Raw genomic sequence first — 18546 nt, forward strand, 5'->3', positions numbered from 1 at the left:
CACCCCGAGGTTCGTGTCGTAGACGCGCACCTCGGCGCCTTGGAGCGAGAACATCAAGGCGATGCGCCGGCCCAGGGTGCCGCCGCCGATGACAGTGATGGGCCGGTCCGCGATGTTGGCGGGGAGCGTGTAGGTCATGTCGATTCCTTTCAGGAGGCTGCTGCCGGTGCAACGGCCAGGTTAGAGCGGTTTGTGCGGGTGCCCTTGGCGATCAATACAAGGGCAGGGACGGCAGCGAGCACAAGGGCCACCCCGTAGATCAGTGTGGTGTTCTTCATTCCGGCGACCGGGACCAGCAGGCCCGCCGCCACGGCCGGAACGCTGAAGCCGAGGTAGCAAATGACGTAGATGCTGGAGAGCATGCCGATGCGCTCGTGCGGATCGCACAGGGGAAGGGTCATGCGCATCGCGCCGAAGTAGCCGCTGCCGAATCCGACGCCGGCCACGGCCGTGCCGGCGAAGTACAGCGGCGCGGAGCCCAGCTGGACCGCCAGCACGGTGACCAGAATCCCCGAAATCAACGCAATGACGCCGGTGAGCAGCGTGTTCCGGTCCGACCAGCGCCGGACCACGAGGATGGCCAGCGCACCGGGCACGAAAAGAGCGACAAGCGCCAGGCCGCCCACCATGACCGAGCTGTTCCTGGTCATGGCATGCGCGAGGACCGGGCCTAGCGAGAGGTAGAAGCCCGCCAGCGCCCACGTCGCCGCCGCGACCGGCATGGTGGCGGCCATGGTCCTGCGGGCCGAGCGGGGAATCCTCGCCTCCGGGACCAGGGAGCGCACCGCCCCCGGCGCCTTGCGGCCCGCGCTGGGCAGCCACAGCAGGGAGGCCCCCAGGCCAAGGAGGAGCGCCGCCACCAGGAAGTACACGGCCTTGGTGGGCTCGGGCAGGAAACGCACCAGCGACGCTGAACCGAGCGCCCCCGCGGAAAGTCCCACCGGGGAGGCCGCGCTGTTCACCAGAGATCCCCGGCCGCCCCGGCTGGCCCCTTCGAAGGCCAGCAGCGCCGCCCCGGCGGCACCCATGGCAGCTCCCGTGGCAATCCCCTGCAGGGCCCTGGCCGCAATGAGGACCTCGGGCCCGGGAGCGAACGCGAACGTCATCATGGCCACGACCTGCAGCCCCACCGCCCCGAGGAGGACCGGACGGGTGCCCACGTGGTCCGCGAGGGAGCCAACAACCAGGAGCGTCAGCAGCACCGCCACCGCATAGACGGCAAAGACGACTGTCACGGCAGCCGAGCCGAGGCCCCATTCCCGGGCGTAAAACTCGTACAACGGCGACGGGGCCGAAGAGGCCCCGATGAAGACCGTCAGGAGGGCCGCGTGCAGCCAGAATGCGGTGCGGGTGTTCTTCAATGCTCTTCCCAACCTACCTAAAAGCACAATCTGTGCATTAAGAGGCTAGCACTCTAAGAAGCTACTAAAGCGAAGAATCTGCATTAACATGGTGTGATGATGGCTACAGCGACACCCCGGCCCGGCGGCCGCAGCGCCCGGGTCCAGCAGGCAGTACACCAGGCTGTCCGCTCCCTGCTGGAGGAGAACGGCGGGGACCGGACGGCCCTGTCGGTGCCTTTGGTGGCCGAACGCGCCGGCGTGAACTCGTCCACGATCTACCGGCGCTGGGGCGATCTGCAGCGCTTGCTCGCCGCCGTCGCCTCCAACCGGATGCTGCCCGAGCAGGTGGAGGACACCGGATCGCTGAGAGGGGACATGGAGGCCTGGTTCGAGCCCTACGTCGAGGAGTTTTCCTCGCCGCTCGGCCGCCAGGTGCTGCGGGACATGCTCGCCGACGGCGCGGTCACCCGGGATTACTTCGCCCTCATGCAGGGCCACGTCGAGGAGATCCGGGACCTCGCCCGGGCGCGCGGAGAAGCCGCTCCGACGGCGCAGGAGATCATCGACGTCGTGGTGGCGCCGGTCATCTACCGGATCCTGTTCAACCACGAATGCGCCCCGGAACTGCGCGTCCGGGACAGGATCGGCCGGCTGCTCGGCCCCGAGGGAGCCTCGGCGGCGCGGGACGACTAAACTCGATCCAAGCCCACCCACCACCATGCGAGGAGCCCCCATGCGCGCCACCATCATCCACGGTCCCGGCGACATCCGAGTCGAAGACCGCGACTATCCCACGGTCCAGCTGCCCACCGACGTCGTCGTGAAGGTCACCGCCTCCTGCGTCTGCGGCTCGGACCTGTGGCCCTACCGCGGGGTCAAGCCCACCCACAAGCCGTCCGCAATCGGACACGAGTTCATCGGGACGGTCGAAAGCGTCGGTGCGGACGTCACTGAGCTCGCCGTGGGCGACTTCGTGATCGCACCGTTCGTGGTCAGCTGCGGCGCGTGCCCCCAGTGCCTCGACGGCGTCACGGTCGCCTGCGACCACCTGGCCGGCTGGGGCGGCAAGGACGACGCCGGCTTGAGCATCGACGGCGGCCAGGGCCAGGCCGTCCGCGTTCCGCTCGCCGAGTCCACGCTGGTCAAGGTTCCGGGCGTCACGGATCCGGACGACGCCCTCCGCGCCAGCCTGCTCACGCTCTCCGACGTCATGGCCACCGGCCACCACGCCGCCCTCGCCGCCAAGGTCGGGCCCGGCAGGACAGTCGTCGTGGTCGGCGACGGCGCCGTCGGGCTTTGCGGCGTGCTCGCCGCCAAGCGCCTCGGCGCGGAGCGGATCATCGCCATGTCACGGCACGCCGACCGCCAGGCCATCGCCCGCGAATTCGGAGCCACGGACATCGTCGCCGAACGCGGGGACGACGGCGTCGCCAAGGTCCGCGAACTGCTCGGCGGTGTCCTGGCCGACTCCGTGCTGGAATGCGTGGGGACCAAGGAATCCATGGACCAGGCGCTGCACAGCGTCCGCCCGGGCGGCGCCCTCGGCTTTGTCGGCGTCCCCACCGGCGGCGCGGAGGCCCCCCTGCGCTTCCTGTTCGACACCAACATCACGATCGGCGGCGGCATGGCCCCGGCCCGGACATACATCCCGGAACTGCTGGCCGACGTGCTCGCCGGCACCATCAACCCTGGCCGCGTGTTCGACTCGGTCATGCCCCTCGAGGAGGCCCCGGAGGCCTACCGCGCCATGGACGAACGGCGCGCCATCAAGGTCCTGCTGACCCCGTAGCCGGACTCCCGACGGCGGCGGCGCCGGGTCCCGCCCGGCTGCTTGCGCCTGCCCTTGCACGTGTAACAGCGAGGGTCTAGCGTGAAGCGCATCAGCATCCGCCGCCGTCGAGGAGCCATCATGGCCAGGTTTGTGCAGATCATAGAATTCCAGTCCTCCCGCATCGAAGAGATCGAGCAACTCGGCCGCCCGTCGAGAACCGAGGGGACCACAGCGCCGACGTTCGGCCGGATCATGGCCACCGCCGACCGCGACCGTCCCGGAACGTATCTCACGATCGTGGAGTTCGATTCCTACGAGTCGGCCATGGAGAACTCCAACCGGCCCGAGACCTCCGAATTCGCCGCGAAGATGGCCGCCCTGTGCGACGGTCCGCCGGTCTTCCGCAACCTGGATGTGATGTGGGAGGACAGCGGCGAGGCCGACGCCGGCGAGTAGCTCTGCAGCCCGCGGGGCGGAGGGGCCACACCGGCGGCACCGGGCCGGCAACCGGCCATAGTTGAATACGCGGACGGACGTGGGAGCAGGGAAATGGGTTCTGCAGAAGGCAGGGCACCGGAAAGTCTCGTCGTGAATCTCAGTGAACTGGGTTCCGCTCCCCTGCCGCTCGTGGGCGGCAAAGCCGTGAACCTCGGCAGGCTTACGGCGGCCGGGTTTCCCGTGCCGCGGGGTTTCTGTCTCACCACGGGCGCCTACCGGAAAGCCGCCCCCGCCGAACTGGAGGCACTGGCGGCCGGACTGGACTCCCTCCAGTCCGGACCCGCCCCCGCTGCCGGAACGGCCCACCCCGCGCTGGGCCGCCCCGAACCTGAGCATCCCGAACCTGACCTACGCGAACTGGCGAGGCAGGCGCGGGAAATGATCGTGACGGCACCGATACCCGCCGATGTGGACGCCGCCGTCCGCGCCGCGTATGCCGCCCTCGGACCCGACGCCGCCGTGGCGGTCAGGTCCTCCGCCACGGCCGAGGACCTGCCGTTCGCCAGCTTCGCCGGACAGCAGGACTCCTTCCTCAACATCCACGGCGGCGATGCCGTGGTCGAGTCGGTCAGGCGCTGCTGGGCCTCGCTCTGGACCGAACGGGCGGTGGCCTACCGCTCCGCCAACGGGATCCGGCACCGCGACGTGGGACTCGCCGTCGTCGTCCAGGACGTCGTCGCCGCCGCCACCTCCGGTGTGCTGTTCACCGCGAATCCCGTCACCGGCACCCGGACCGAAACGGTCATCGATGCGAGCGCCGGGCCGGGCCAGGCGGTGGTCTCCGGCAGCGTGAACCCGGACCACGTCGTCGTGGACACGGCCACGGGACGCACCCTGCTCCGCTCGCCGGAACGGCCTGCGGCGGGCCGGCCGCCGGCTCTGGACGAGGGCCGGATCCGCGAACTCACGGCGCTGGGCGATTCGATCCAGCGGCTGTTCGGCGCCCCCCAGGACGTGGAGTGGGTCATCGACGGCCCCGGCAAGATCTGGGTGGTGCAGTCGCGGCCCGTCACCACGTTGTATCCGCTCCCAGAGCCTGCCGCCGCCGAACCCCTGGGTGCGGAGGCCGGCGCCGCCGCCGAAACCCGCGTCTACCTGTGCGGCACCCTGCTTCAGGGCCTGACCCGGCCGCTGACCCCGATGGGGCTCTACGTGCTGGGCTCGATGCGGAACCGCAAGGGAATGTGGCAGTACGTCAACCCGGGGCTGCGCATGTATGTCGACATGACCCCCATGGTGCGCAATAAGTACGGCCGCCGCTACCTGCTGCGGATACTCCCGCTGGCTGACGGCAGGTCCGGAGCGGTCTTCCCGGCGCTGCTGGAGGATCCGCGGTTTGGCCTGCGCGAACGCCGGCCGCGGCGACGCCATCCCGGCGCGGCCGAACCCACCGCCCCGGGCAACGCGGTGCCAGGCCGCACAGTAGCGCGCAGTCCGGACGGGATGGCCAACCTGGCCCTGATCGTCCGGCTGATTCCGCCCATGCTGCGCGCCGCGGTCCGGCCGAACGCAGAACTGCGCCGCGCCTTCGATTACGGAAAGCTCCTCGAAACTGACCTGGTGCTGCCCGAGCCTGCCACCGCTTTTGGCCGGCTCGACCACGCCGAGCGCATCCTGGCGAAGACCGTGGACGGGCTGATCCTTGCGACGATGCCCGGTCCGTCCGTTGGCTACCTCCTGCTGGCCGTCGCCCGCAGGCTGCTGCGCGGCATCGCGGAACCGCGGGAACTCGAGGCGGTGCTGCGGGGACTGCCCAACAACGTCACCACTGAGATGGACCTTGAACTCTGGCACTTGGCCGTCTCCATCGGAGCGAACGACGCGTCCCGCGAGGCGTTCCTGGCCCACACCCCGGGAGAACTGGCCGCCATGTACGCGGCCGGCACACTGCCCGCGGTGGCGCAGACCGGACTGCACGGGTTCCTGGACCGCTACGGCCACCGCGCCGTTGCGGAGATAGACCTCGGGATGCCGAGGTGGTCGGAGAAGCCGGACCACATCCTCGGCATGATCTCGAACTACCTCCACGTGGAGGACCCCGAGCAGGCCCCGGACCGGCAGTTCGCCCGCGCGGAGGAACACGCGGAGGCCCGGATCCGCGACCTCGCGGAACGGGCCCATGCCCGGAGCCGGCTCCGGGCGCGGGCGGTGGAGTTCTGCCTGCGCCGGACCCGGCAGCTATCCGGACTGCGCGAACTGCCGAAGTTCTACATCGTCCTCACTCTCGCGGAAATGCGCCGCCAACTCAACGAGATCGGCACCGAAATGGCCCGCTCCGGTTCGATCGCCGCCCCGGACGATGTGTATTTCCTGGAATTCGACGAGGTCCGCGTGGGATTGCGGGGCGCCGATCTCCAAGGCATCGTCGCAACCCGCCGCAGGCTCTACGACGTCGAACTGCGCCGGCGCCGGATTCCCCGGTTACTGCTCTCCGACGGCACGGATGTGGAGGCCGCGGTGATGGCGAAGTCCCCTGCCACCGGCGCCCTCGCGGGGACACCGGCGTCCGCCGGCAGCGCCACCGGCACGGTCCGGGTCATCCTGGATCCGGTGGGCGCCCATCTCGAGCCGGGAGAAATCCTCGTGGCCCCGTCCACCGACCCGGGCTGGACACCGTTGTTCATGACGGCCGGCGCCCTGGTGATGGAGATGGGCGGGGTGATCTCGCACGGGGCCGTGGTGGCCCGCGAATACGGTATCCCGGCCGTGGTGGGCGTCCCGAATGCGACTACCCGCCTGCGCACCGGCCAGCGAGTGACCGTGGACGGATCGGCCGGCACGGTGCGGCAGGCGGACGCCCCGGATTCGGCCGCAAAGGTCTCCGGCGGCCTGGCCGGCTGACCGGGGGGCTATGTTAGGTGCATGGTCTCTGCCGGCAGCGACGCACAGGGCACCCCGGTTCCCGAGCCCGAGGGTTTCGGTTCCGGGCTGGTGGATGTCGCTGCCCGCCGGGATGCCGGGTTGCCGGACTTCGACTGGTCCGTCCTGCCGGACGGTGTGGTGCGCGGGGAGTTCGAGGCGCCCAGCGGCACCCTGGCGACCATCGCCAGCGGGGATCCCGGGAACACGCGCGTTCTGCTCATTCCCGGCGCTACCGGTTCCAAGGAAGACTTCATCCTCATGCTGCCCGAGCTCGCCGCGGCCGGCTACTTCGTCCTCAGCTGCGACATTGCCGGGCAGTATGAATCCGCCCAGGCCGGCCCGGAAAACCTCTTTCCGCCGCGGGCCCGGTACGACTATGAGCTCTTTCGTGACGATCTCATCGCCATGCTCGACGCCGGGGACGGCGCGGCGCACGTGGTGGGCTACTCCTTCGCCGCAACCGTCGCCCAGTTGGCGTTCAAGCAACGGCCCGAGAAGTTCCGGAGCCTGACCCTGATCAGCTGTCCGCCGGAAGCCGGACAGTGTTTCCGTGGAGTGCGGTTCATCGGCTGGTTCAGCGGCTGCGTCACCAGCCGGGTGGGGACGGCCTTGATGATCTGGGGCATCCGCAGCAATGTCGCGCGGGTGGCGCCCAAGCGGCTGCGCTTCGTAAAAAGCCGCTTCGCGTATACGCGCCGCGCCTCGGTGGTCGACATCATCGGCCTCATGCAGCACACGCCCGATCTGCGGCAGCTGCTGGCGGCCGCGGGGCTGCCGAAGCTGGTCGCCGTCGGGGAACACGATCTCTGGCCGCTGGCGCTGCACCGCCGGTTCGCGCAGTCGATCGGGGCCAAAATTGCGGTCTACCGGGGCGGCCACAGCCCGAGCGAGACCTCGCCGTACCAGATCAGCCGGGACCTGATTGCCCTCTTCGAGAGCTCCGCCCCAGCATGACTGAAGTACCTTCCCAATGCGAAGACCCCCGTCAGACTCTTGCACAGGGGGCCGTGGCCCCGTACGTTGGGGGACAGCGGACGAATGTCTCCGCAGCCGTTGGCCTCATGGCCGCCGGAGATCAGCAGCATTTCAGAAGGATAAAGGCATGGCTACAGGCACAGTTAAATGGTTCAACGCCGAAAAGGGTTTTGGCTTCATTGCCCCGGATGACGGGTCGGCCGACGTTTTCGCCCACTACTCGGCAATCGCCACCAGCGGCTACCGCTCGCTGGACGAGAACCAGAAGGTTGAATTCGACGTCACGCAGGGCCCGAAGGGCCCGCAGGCTGAGAACATCCGCCCGCTCTAAGTACTCAGGATAAAGTCCCGGCCGCCCGGCCGGGACATGTTCCCCGAAAACCACAACGCCCCTTACGGAGGTTTCCTCCGTAAGGGGCGTTTGTGCTGCCTGCGTCCGGCCGGGACCGCCGGGCGGTGCCAGCCAGCGTGTCCGCCGGGCGGTGCCAGCCGGTGTGTCAGCCGACGTGGACCCAGGGCCGCCGCGTGACGTCGGCCTCGGCCTGGCGCAGCACTTCTCGGGTGACCGGGGCGATTTCGCCCTCGCCGAAGGCGAGGAACCGCAGGAGATTGCTGACCGGGTTGCCCTCGGTCCAGCGGAAGTAAATGTGCGGCATCAGCCCGGTCACGTCGCGGATGTGCAGCAGCACGGAGGCGATGGTGTTCGGCACCACGGGTCCGTGGACTTCCAGGATCTGGTAGCCGTGCCGGACCACGCCGCGGACCTCCAGTTCCGTCTCGAAGTCCGAGGAGTCGTCCACCACCACTTCCAGGAACAAGGCCTGGTAGTCCACCGGCAGGTGGCTGACTTCGATCGCCGACGTCAGTTTGTCCCGGTACGCCTCCGTGGTCAGCCGCAGCGGCTCGTGCGCGATGATGGCGATCGGTCCGGTTTCGTTGGCGGCAAGGAATTCCAGGGCCGGGGTGTCCATGCGCACATGCGTGGCGTGCAGTTCAAAGGACCGTCGGATGCGCGAGAGCAGGGAGATGACAATGATCCCGACGATGAAGAGCGCCGCAATCCGGAGGCCTTCGGGCCGCTCAAAGATGTTGGCCACCGTGGTGTAGATGAAGACGACGGCGATGATCCCGAACCCGATGCTGCGCTTGCGTTGCCCCTTGCTGTGCGCCGAAAATGTCACCGCAACCGCCGCGGACGTCATCAGGACGAGGACCCCGGTGGCGTACGCACCGCCCTGGGCGTCGACGTCGGCGTTGAAAAGCCAGGTGATCAGGAACCCCACCAGCGTGAACACCAGCACCAGCGGCCGGACCGCGCGGGCCCATTCCGGAGCCATCCCGTAGCGCGGCAGATACCGCGGCACGAGGTTCAGAAGCCCGGCCATCGCGGAGGCGCCGGCAAACCACAGGATGGCAATGGTGCTGAGGTCATACACGGTGCCGAAGCCCGCGCCCAGGTATTCGTGCGCCAAAAATGCCAGGGCACGCCCGTTCGCCTGGCCGCCCGGCTGGAATTCCTGTTCCGGGATCAGCACCACGGTGGTGAAGCTCGTGGTGACAAGGAACGCACTCATGATGACGGCGGCCGTAGTCAGCAGGCGGCGTGCGCCCTTGATCCGGCCCGCGGGGTTGTCCTCGGTGTCCGAGGCGTGACCGCGGATTTGCGGCATGACCGCGACGCCGGTTTCGAAGCCGGATAGACCCAGGGCCAGCTTCGGGAAGACCAGCAGCGCGATGCCGGCCACCATCAGCGGGTTGCCGTGGGCCGTGGTGAGCGCCAGCCACCAGTCGTCGACGGCGACCGGGTGGCGGAGGACCTCGACGATCGTGGTGACAACGACAATGACGTTCAGCGAGAGGTAGAGCCCCACAAGCACGACGGCGACGCCGATGGCCTCCTTGAACCCGCGCAGGAACACCGCGGAGAGCATGGCCAGCAGGACGAGCGTGATCACGACGTTCTGGCCGTGCATCCAGGCGGGCGCGAAGGGGTTCTCGATGGCGTGGGCGGTCGCGTCGGCGGCGGAGAGCGTCATGGTGATCATGAAGTCGGTGGCCGCGAATCCCAGCAGGACCAGAACGAGGAGTTTCCCGCCCCAGCGCGGCAAGAGCCGCTCCAGCATGGCGATGGACCCTTCACCACGCGGGCTTTCGCCGGCTACCCGGCGGTACACGGGCAGGGCGCCCAGCAGGGTCACGGCCACCAGGACAAGGGTGGCCAGCGGCGAAATCACCCCGGCCGCGAGCGCGGCAATAGCGGGCTGGTAGCCCAGCGTGGAGAAGTAATCGACGCCGGTCAGGCACATGACCTGCCACCAGGTGTGTTTTTTCAGGTGCGAATCGCCCACCGCCCCGGGACCCTGATGGGCTCCCTTGGCATCCTGGAGGCCGAACAGCAGCCAGTTCCTGAAATGATCGCCGGCGCCGGGCGCCGGCGCCGTGGGGTCTGCCGGGGGGCGGCTGAGCGTGGTCATAAGGTCCTTTCGACGCGACGCACGGCGCCGCTTCCGTCCGCGACAGTACCAGCCCCCGCGCCCGCGGCTATCCCCCGGCGAACAATCCTGATGTTTCCTTAACGCCGCTCGCTAACGAGGCGCAAAGTGACAGAATGACGGCATGGCACGTGGAACGTTGCGTATCTTCCTGGGGGCCGCGCCCGGAGTGGGCAAGACCTACGAAATGTTGGAGGAAGCCCACCGCCTCCGGGAACGCGGCCAGGACATCACGGTCGCCTTCGCGCTGGATCACGGCCGGGCCGACACGAGGGCCCTGATGGCGGGCCTCGAGATCATTCCGCCCCGGCGCCTGAGTTACCGGGGCGCGGAGTTCGAAGAGATGGACCTGGACGCCGTCCTGGCCCGCTCCCCCGAGACGGCGGTGGTGGATGAGTACGCCCACACCAATGTTCCGGGCAGCCGCAACCAGAAGCGCTGGCAGGACGTGGACGAGCTCCTCAACGCCGGAATCAATGTCCTCTCCACGGTCAACATCCAACATCTGGCGTCCCTCGGCGACGTCGTCAGCGCCATCACCGACGTCCGCCAGACGGAAACCGTGCCAGCTGATGTTGTGCCGGATGGCGTTGTGCGCCGCGCCGACCAGATCGACCTCGTCGATATCCCTCCGGAACTGCTCCGCCAGCGGCTCGGCGACGGGAAGATCTACGCCGCGGACAAGATCGATGCCGCCCTGTCCAACTACTTCCGGCTGGGCAACCTCAGTGCGCTGCGCGAGCTCGCCCTGCTGTGGCTGGCCGACCGGGTGGACGAGGGGCTGGCCAAGTACCGGGCCGAACAGGGCATTGAAGCCAGCTGGCCGGCTCGCGAGCGCATCGTCGTGGGCCTGACCGGGAGTCCCGAAGGGGAGGCGCTCATCCGGCGCGGGGCACGCATCCTGACCCGGGTCAGCGGCGGGGACCTCCTGGCCGTCCATGTGCGCGCCGCCGACGGTGTCGCGTCCGAGTCGCCGCAGGCGCTCGAACGGCAACGGCGGCTGGTCCAGGACCTGGGCGGCAGCTACCATATCGTGGCCGGGGAGGACCCAGCGGCCGCCCTGCTGGACTTCGCCCGCAGCGTCAACGCCACCCAGATCGTGGTCGGCATCTCCCGCCGCAAGACGCTCGCGGGCATGCTGGGCGGTCTCCTCGGCGGCGGCGTCGGCACCCGGGTGGTGCGCGGCTCGGGGGATATCGATGTCCACATGGTTTCGCATCCGCTCGGCGGCCAGGGGACGGGCGTCCCTCGCCACCGCGATCTCGGCCGGGTCCGGGTTGCCGGGGGCCTGCTCCTCGCGGTGCTCCTGCCTGCGCTGCTGCAACTGCTCCTCGTGTTCCTGAATCCGCAGCAGAACGTTGCCACGGCCATGCTCGTCCAGCTCAGTGGCTCCGTGGCGGTGGCGCTGGTGGGCGGCCTGTGGCCCGCGGTCCTGGCGGCCCTGTGGAGCAGCCTGCTGGTGAACTACTTCTCCACGCCCCCGACCGGCAACCTGACCATCCGCGATCCGGAGAACCTCCTGGCCCTCTTCGTCTTCCTGGGCGTGTCGGCTGCCGTTGCCGTGGCGGTGGACCTGTCCGCCCGCCGTTCGAAGGAGGCCGCCCGGGCCCGGGCCGAGGCCACCACGCTCAGTGACCTCTCCCGCGGAGCGGCGGGTTCGGAGGACACCGTCCAGTCGCTGCTCGAGCAGGCCAGGACCGTCTTCCAGGTCCGCGGGGCGGCTCTCCTCAGCGAGTCCAACGACGGCGGCGGCGGAGCCTGGCGGCTTCTGGCATCCGCCGGCGACGTCACCGCCGGCACGGGTGACGAGAACGTCGAGGAGATCGACGCCACCACCCGGCTGGTCCTCTACGGACGGATCCTGCCTGCCAGCGACCGGCGGCTCCTCGCAGCCTTCGGCGTGCACCTGGCCGCCCAGCTGGAGCGCCAGCAGCTCGTGGCCAGCCGGGGCGAAATGATGCGCCTGGCCGAGAGCAACACCATGCGCACGTCCATCCTCCGCGCGGTCTCCCACGATCTCCGGACGCCGCTGGCGGGAATCAAGCTGGCCGTCGGCGGCCTCCGACGGGACGGCGTCCGGTATACCCCGCAGGAAGAGCAGGAGCTGCTGGCCACGATCGAAGAATGCTCGGACCGGCTCGACCTTCTGGTCGGCAACCTCCTGGACATGTCCCGCATCACCTCCGACTCGGTCAGCCCGCAGTTGCGCCCGCTGCGCTGGTACGAGGTCATCCCCGGCGCGCTGCAGGGCGTTCCGCCGGGCCGGGTGCGGGTGGAGCTTCCAGCCAACATGCCCGAGATCGACGCCGATCAGGGCATGCTGGAGCGCGTGGTCGCAAACATCGTCGAAAACGCCGTCAAATACGCCCCGGATTCGGACATCGTGGTGGTGGGCGCCGCCGGCGGACTCAGCCCTGCGATCCTCCGCGGGCGTCCCGCTGGCGAGCTGCGCATCATCGACCACGGCCGGGGTGTTCCGGCCGAACGCGTCCTGGACATGTTCCGCCCGTTCCAGCGCCTCAACGACGCCGCCCAGGGCGCCGGCGTCGGGCTGGGCCTGGCAGTGGCGAAGGGATTCACCGAGGCGATGGGCGGACGGCTGACGGCGGAGGCGACGCCGGGCGGGGGCCTCACGATGGTGATCACCCTGCCGCTATCCACCGGCGCGTCCTTTGACTCCCCGGCGGACCGGGCCCCGCTGGAGCCGCAGTCGGCGCTGGAGCCGCAGTCGGCGCTGGCCGGGAGCCGCCCCCGGCCCCCGCTGGCGGGGATTGAGCAGGACACCGGGCAGGACACCGGGCACGGCACCGGGCACGCCTCGGGGCCGGAGGCGCTGTGACTGCGGTCCTGGTGGTCGACGACGATCCCCACCTGCTGCGGGCGCTGCGGATCACCCTGCAGGCCCACGGTTACGAGGTCTCGACAGCGGCGGACGGACGGACGGCGCTCCTCAAGGCCATGCAGGAGCCGCCGTCGGTGGTGATCCTGGACCTCGGCCTGCCGGACCTGGACGGCACGGCGGTGATCCGGGAGCTGCGCGGCTGGAGCAGCGTGCCGGTCCTGGTGCTCTCCGCCCGCCACGGCTCTGAGGACAAGGTCCAGGCCCTCGACGCCGGCGCGGACGACTACATCACCAAACCATTCGGGCTGGACGAGCTCCTGGCCCGGCTCCGCGCCGTGCTGCGCCGGAGCATCGAGCCCGCACGCGATTCGGTGGTCAGTGCGGAGAACTTCACCGTGGACCTGGGCAACCACAGGGTCAGCCATGAAGGGCAAGACATCCGGCTGACCCCGACGGAGTGGAAAATGCTTGAGGTGCTGGTCCGGAATCCGGAAAAACTCGTCACGCAGCAGCAGTTACTCTCCGAGGTCTGGGGTCCGGCGTACGCCAAGGAGACGAACTACCTGCGGGTCTACATGGCCCAGCTGCGCCGCAAGCTCGAGCCGGACACCGCCAACCCCCGCCATCTGCTCACCGAGGCCGGCATCGGCTACCGATTTATGCCCTGAGTGTTTCCCTGACGCCCGGCAGTATTTCCTGCCGTGTGCCCGGCGGTTTTCCATGCCTCGGCAGGCAATGGATACTTGGGCAATGACTAATCGCAGCCCGCTCGGCAGGGACGATGCCGGCCCGACGCCGCTGCTGGAGATCCCGGCGCAACTGCGGGCCGTGCTCAACGGAATCCCGGCCATGGTGGGTTATTGGGACTCGGAGCTCCGCAACCGCCTGGCCAACGATGCCTACTGCGAGTGGTTCGGGATCGAACCACAGCAGCTGAACGGCATGCATGTCCGGGACGTTCTCGGGGACGCGGCTTACGAGGCGACCCTGCCGCTCATCGAGCGGGTGCTCGCCGGAGAGGCCCAGCGGTTTGACCGGACCCTCGCGGATGCCGCGGGCGACTCGCGCTACACCGAGGTCACGTACACCCCCGATACCCGGGACGGCGCGGTGCAAGGCTACTTCGTCGTGGTCACAGATGTCACCGAGAGGGTGCTGGCCGACCGGCGCCGGCAGGGGGACATGGACCGGTACCGCGCCTTGGCGCGAAGCGTCCCCGGCGTCTTCGTGCTCCTTTTCGACGCCGAGCTGCGCTACCTGATCGCCGAAGGCCAGGAGCTGGAAACGTTCGGCTACCGCACGGAGGAGCTCGAGGGCCGGCACATCCAGGACGTGCTCAAGGGCAATCTCGCCAGCGAACTCGAACCCCGCTACCGCGCAGCCCTCGCCGGCCGCGAGGTCTCCTGGAGCCGGCAGATCGGCCACCGCACCTACCGGCTCAAGGCCGGCCCGGTGTACTCCGACGAGGGGGCCACCGCAGGCATGGTGGTGGCCGTTGACGTTACCGAGCGCCTGCAGCAGCAGCAGGTGTGGGAAGCCCTGCACGAGATTGCCACCGCCGTTGCCCGCAATGCCGCCCCCGCCGACATCTCCCAGCGGGTCGCCGCCATTGTCCGCGAGTTATTCAGCGTGGACTCCGCCGCCGTCGTCCGCTTCACGGGACCGTCGTCGGCGGAAATCGTCGCCATGGCCCCGGCGCTGCCGCCGACACTGAGCCGCCGGCATATTTTCGCCCCGACGGACGAATCCGCCACCGTGCGGGTGGCCTTGACCGGCAAGCCGGCGCTCGTTGTTTACGGACCGGAGGGCGGCCCGGCTGCGGAGCAAATGCGCGCCGGCGGGTTCCAGTCCGCGGCGGCCGCCCCGGTCCGGGTCCGGGGAAACTTGTGGGGTGTGGTGAGCCTGACGTCGAAGTCACGCACGGGGGTCACCGAATCCATGATGGAGCGGCTGGCCCAGTTCGCGGAGCTCGTCGAGATCGCGATCGGCAACACGGAGGCCAGGACCGACCTGGAGCTGCAGGCCACCACCGATGCCCTCAGCGGCCTGCCCAACCGGCGGGCGCTGGAACAGCACCTCGCCGAACAGATTGCGCTGGCCGAGGGCCGCGGGACGCACTTGAGTGCCGTTGTCCTGGACATCGACCACTTCAAGAGGGTCAACGACACCCACGGCCACTTGACCGGCGATGTGGTCCTGGCGGAAGTCGCGGCGAGGCTGCGGACCGTGGCCCGCGCCGGGGAGATCGTCGCCAGGTTCGGCGGCGAAGAATTCGTGTGGCTGCTGCCGGAGACCGACGGCGCCGCGGCCCTCCGGGCGGCGGAGCGGGCCCGGGAGGCCATCGCGTCGGAACCCTTCGGGGACGTCGGGTTCCTGACGATCTCCGCCGGCGTCTGCGAACAGCTCGACGCCGCGGCCGGCAGCCTCCTGGACTGTGCGGACCGGGCCCTGTATGAGGCCAAGAACGCCGGCCGCAACCGCACCTCCCGCTACGGCCACGCCACCCCGGCGGCCCGGGAGCAGGCGCGGCCCGGGGTGGACGGACACACGGCCTAGACGAAAGCCGACTTACCGGTCACGGCCCGGGCCACGATCAGGGAATTGATTTCGTAGCTTCCTTCGTAGGTATAGAGGATTTCAGCGTCGCCGAAGAGCTTGCCCATCTCGTAGTCGCTGCTGATCCCGTTACCGCCCATGAGCGACCGGCCCATGGCCACCGAGGCCCGCGCGAGCCGCGTTGTGGTGGACTTCGCCATCGCGGCCTGGACCATCTCGAGCTTGCCGTCTTCCTGGATCCTCGCCAGCTGCGCCATCAGGGCCAGCGAGGCGGTGGCGTTGCCCAGGATCTCGGCGAGCTGCTGCTGGATCAGCTGGAAGCGCGCCAGTTCCTTGCCGAACTGGCGGCGCTGCAGCGAGTAGGAACGCGCGACGTCGAACGCGGCCAGCTGGATGCCCGCACCTTGCCAGCCCACCCAGGCGCGCGAATCGCGCAGGAGCGCGTTGGCCTTGGAGAAATCCGTGGCACCGGGCAGCAGGTTGGCTTCCGGGATGCGGACCTCCTCCAGGACAATGTCCGCGTTCTGCATGATCCGCAGGCCGATCTTGTTGGCGATCTTTGTGGCGGCGTACCCGGGACGGTCCGTCTCCACGATGAAGCCCTTGATCTGCTGGTCCGCGACGTCCCGGGCCCAGACCAAGGCGAAGTCCGCGATGGTGCCGGCTCCGATCCAGCGCTTGGCGCCGTTGATGACCCACTCGCCGCCCTCCAGCCGCGCGGTGGTCGCCAGGCCGCCGGCGATGTCCGAGCCGTGGTCCGGTTCGGTCAGGGCGAAGGCTCCGAGCTGGGTGAAGGCCGTGAGGCCGGGCAGCCAGCGCGCCTTCTGTTCCTCGGAGCCGAGCTCATCGATCATGCCGACGATCAGCTCGTTGTGGATGCCCACGAGCGCGGAAAGGGAGACGTCCGCGCGGGCCACCTCGACGTACATGAGCCCCTTGAAAAGCTTGGAGGTGCCGTCCGTCTGCAAACCGCCCAGACCGTATTTGCCGAGTTCCGCGAGCAGGCCGAAGGGGAACTCCTCGCGGTTCCAGTAGTCGATCGACGCGGCCCGGATCCGGGACTGCAGGAAGTCCCGGACCTCCTGGTACCGGAGCCGTTCGTCCTGCGGCAGGAGGTCCACGATGTACATGAGGTCCGCGTCGGGAAACGGCGGCTCCGCCGGGGTGTCCGCGGCCGCGGCGGCCGCTGCATCTGCTGCCGTGGCAGGCTTTCCGCCTGCCGGTACCGGATCTGCTGCCGCACCCTGTCCGCTGGCACGTCCTTGTGGTTGCACGGGCACGTATCCCTTCGTCATGCGCCGCTTGCAGAGCAGCGCCGCTCTTCCAAACCCTTGGATGTCCTAGTATATTGCAGAGTGACGGGGATCACTAGGCAGGCATCGCGCCGGGCTGGGCGGACCCCAGGCAACGGCGTTGTGCCACCGACCGCCCGGAACGGCTGCGCCAGAGGACTTCGAAAGGTGCACCATGACCGTGACTGAGGAATTCCGCGCCGCGAGGGACCGTCTGCTGGCCCTTCGCGGTGACTACGAGGCCGCCCGGAGCGAATTCCAGTGGCCCCGGTTCGAGGAATTCAACTTCGCCTTGGACTGGTTCGACCAGCTCGCGGCAGACCCGGCGACGGCGGACAAGCCGGCGCTGGTGATTGTGGAGCAGGACGGGTCCGCAACGCGGCGCAGTTTCGCGGACCTCTCCCGGCGTTCCGCCCAGGTGGCCAACTGGCTGCGGGCGCAGGGCGTGCGGCGCGGGGACCGGATGATCATCATGCTCGGCAACCAGGTGGAACTCTGGGAACTCATGCTGGCCGGCATCAAGCTGGGCATCGTCATGATCCCCACCACCACCCTGATGGGGCCCGCCGACCTCCAGGACCGGGTGGAGCGCGGCGGCGCTTCCTGGGCCGCCGTCGGATATGCCAACATCGCCAAGTTCGCCGACGTCGCGGGTGACTACACGCTGATCGAAATCGGTGGGGGTCCGGCAAATCCCGCCGCAGCCCTGGAAAATGCCCGGCAGTACGCCGACGCGGCCACAGCCGGCACGGACTTCACCCCGGACGCACCCACCCTGGCGGACGAGACGCTCCTGCTGTACTTCACTTCGGGCACAACGTCCAAGGCCAAGCTGGTGGAGCACACGCACACCTCCTACCCCGTGGGGCATTTGTCCACGATGTTCTGGATCGGGATGGAACCGGGCGACGTGCACCTCAACGTCGCCTCACCGGGCTGGGCCAAGCACGCCTGGTCCAATGTGTTCACGCCCTGGATCGCCGAGGCCTGCGTGTTCATCTACAACTACGAACGCTTTGACGCCAAGGCGCTCATGGAACAGATGGACCGCGAGTCGGTGACGAGCTTCTGCGCCCCGCCCACCGTCTGGCGGATGCTGATCCAGGCAGACCTCACCCTGCTGAAAAACCCGCCCGCCAAGGTGGTGTCCGCCGGCGAGCCGCTTAATGCCGAGGTGATCGACCAGGTCCACCGCGCCTGGGGACAAACCATCCGGGACGGCTTCGGGCAGACCGAGTCGACCGTGCAGATCGCGAACACTCCGGGCCAGCCGATCAAGATCGGCGCCATGGGCAAGCCGCTGCCCGGCTACGACGTGGTGCTCGTGGATCCCGCCACGGGTGAGGAGTCCGACGACGGCGAGCTTTGCTTGCGCCTGGATCCGCGCCCCGTGGGGCTCATGAAGGCGTACTACGGTGACCCGGAGAAGACGGCGGAGGCCTTCCGCGACGGCTACTACCACACGGGGGACATGGCGAGCCGGGACGAGCGCGGCATCATCACGTACGTGGGCCGCGGTGACGATGTCTTCAAGTCCTCCGACTACCGGCTGTCCCCGTTCGAGCTTGAAAGCGTGCTGATCGAGCACCCGGCGGTGGCGGAGGCCGCCGTCGTCCCCTCCCCGGACCCGCTGAAACTGTCGGTGCCGAAGGCGTTCGTGGTCCTGGCCGCCGGGCACCAGCCCGGCCCGGAACTCGCCGAGGACATCCTGCGCTACTGCCGCGAGCACCTGGCCCCGTTCAAGCGGATCCGCCGGCTGGAGTTCGCTGAGCTCCCGAAGACCATCTCCGGCAAGATCCGCCGCGTGGAGCTGCGCCACAGCGAGGAACTGCGCCACGGCGGCGGCCCCGTTCCGGCCGGTTTCGGCATCGAGTATTCTGACGCCGATTTCCCCGGGCTCAAGGGGCAGGGGTGA

At 69.0% G+C, this 18546-nt stretch carries 14 protein-coding genes; 10 read left to right on the forward strand and 4 right to left on the reverse strand.

Features of this window, described 5'->3' with window-relative positions; genetic code table 11:
- Together AB4Y72_RS05980 and AB4Y72_RS05985 are read right to left on the reverse strand one after the other, a co-directional pair.
- Positions 1-138, reverse strand: a 138-nt coding sequence (locus AB4Y72_RS05980) for a 3-hydroxyacyl-CoA dehydrogenase NAD-binding domain-containing protein (protein ID WP_441425504.1), incomplete at its 3' end; no start/stop codon positions are given.
- An 11-nt stretch (positions 139-149) separates the two neighbouring features.
- Positions 150-1361, reverse strand: a complete 1212-nt coding sequence (locus tag AB4Y72_RS05985; protein ID WP_441425238.1) for an MFS transporter — start codon at positions 1359-1361, stop codon at positions 150-152.
- 96 nt (positions 1362-1457) lie between these two features.
- Here AB4Y72_RS05985 and AB4Y72_RS05990 point away from each other — a divergent pair, with 96 nt between their 5' ends.
- The 6 genes from AB4Y72_RS05990 to AB4Y72_RS06015 all read left to right on the forward strand — a co-directional run bounded on the left by AB4Y72_RS05990 (position 1458) and on the right by AB4Y72_RS06015 (position 7780).
- The gene (locus AB4Y72_RS05990) at positions 1458-2036 is read left to right on the forward strand and encodes a TetR/AcrR family transcriptional regulator (RefSeq protein WP_441425239.1); all 579 of its coding nucleotides are present in this window, start codon (positions 1458-1460) and stop codon (positions 2034-2036) included.
- Between the two features lie 40 nt (positions 2037-2076).
- Positions 2077-3132, forward strand: a complete 1056-nt coding sequence (locus AB4Y72_RS05995; RefSeq protein ID WP_441425240.1) for a zinc-dependent alcohol dehydrogenase family protein — start codon at positions 2077-2079, stop codon at positions 3130-3132.
- 81 nt (positions 3133-3213) lie between these two features.
- Positions 3214-3570, forward strand: coding sequence for a hypothetical protein (locus AB4Y72_RS06000; protein WP_441425241.1), 357 nt, complete (start codon positions 3214-3216; stop codon positions 3568-3570).
- A 93-nt stretch (positions 3571-3663) separates the two neighbouring features.
- Positions 3664-6453, forward strand: coding sequence for a PEP/pyruvate-binding domain-containing protein (locus tag AB4Y72_RS06005; protein ID WP_441425242.1), 2790 nt, complete (start codon positions 3664-3666; stop codon positions 6451-6453).
- A 21-nt stretch (positions 6454-6474) separates the two neighbouring features.
- Entirely contained in the window at positions 6475-7428 is a 954-nt protein-coding gene (locus tag AB4Y72_RS06010) for an alpha/beta fold hydrolase (protein WP_441425243.1), read from the forward strand.
- A 148-nt stretch (positions 7429-7576) separates the two neighbouring features.
- Positions 7577-7780, forward strand: a complete 204-nt coding sequence (locus AB4Y72_RS06015) for a cold-shock protein (protein WP_009357211.1) — start codon at positions 7577-7579, stop codon at positions 7778-7780.
- A gap of 166 nt (positions 7781-7946) precedes the next feature.
- Here the strand turns inward: AB4Y72_RS06015 and AB4Y72_RS06020 are convergent, their stop codons facing one another.
- Positions 7947-9923, reverse strand: coding sequence for an amino acid transporter (locus AB4Y72_RS06020; protein ID WP_441425244.1), 1977 nt, complete (start codon positions 9921-9923; stop codon positions 7947-7949).
- Between the two features lie 142 nt (positions 9924-10065).
- On the opposite strand from AB4Y72_RS06020, the gene AB4Y72_RS06025 reads away from it, so the two are divergent.
- The 3 genes from AB4Y72_RS06025 to AB4Y72_RS06035 all read left to right on the forward strand — a co-directional run bounded on the left by AB4Y72_RS06025 (position 10066) and on the right by AB4Y72_RS06035 (position 15339).
- On the forward strand, positions 10066-12780 hold the full coding sequence (locus tag AB4Y72_RS06025; protein WP_441425245.1) for a DUF4118 domain-containing protein: 2715 nt from the start codon (positions 10066-10068) through the stop codon (positions 12778-12780).
- A complete protein-coding gene (locus AB4Y72_RS06030; RefSeq protein WP_441425246.1) occupies positions 12777-13451 on the forward strand; it encodes a response regulator in 675 nt (224 codons plus the stop codon). The genes AB4Y72_RS06025 and AB4Y72_RS06030 overlap by 4 nt, the downstream gene beginning before the upstream one ends.
- Positions 13452-13533: 82 nt before the next feature.
- Positions 13534-15339, forward strand: a complete 1806-nt coding sequence (locus AB4Y72_RS06035) for a sensor domain-containing diguanylate cyclase (protein ID WP_441425247.1) — start codon at positions 13534-13536, stop codon at positions 15337-15339.
- Here AB4Y72_RS06035 and AB4Y72_RS06040 read toward each other — a convergent pair.
- A complete protein-coding gene (locus AB4Y72_RS06040; RefSeq protein WP_441425505.1) occupies positions 15336-16469 on the reverse strand; it encodes an acyl-CoA dehydrogenase family protein in 1134 nt (377 codons plus the stop codon). The two genes, AB4Y72_RS06035 and AB4Y72_RS06040, sit on opposite strands and share 4 nt — an antisense overlap.
- Before the next feature lie 337 nt (positions 16470-16806).
- Here AB4Y72_RS06040 and AB4Y72_RS06045 point away from each other — a divergent pair, with 337 nt between their 5' ends.
- Positions 16807-18546, forward strand: coding sequence for an AMP-binding protein (locus tag AB4Y72_RS06045; RefSeq protein ID WP_441425248.1), 1740 nt, complete (start codon positions 16807-16809; stop codon positions 18544-18546).

The organism is Arthrobacter sp. YAF34 (assembly GCF_052113245.1).
GTDB lineage: Bacteria > Actinomycetota > Actinomycetes > Actinomycetales > Micrococcaceae > Arthrobacter.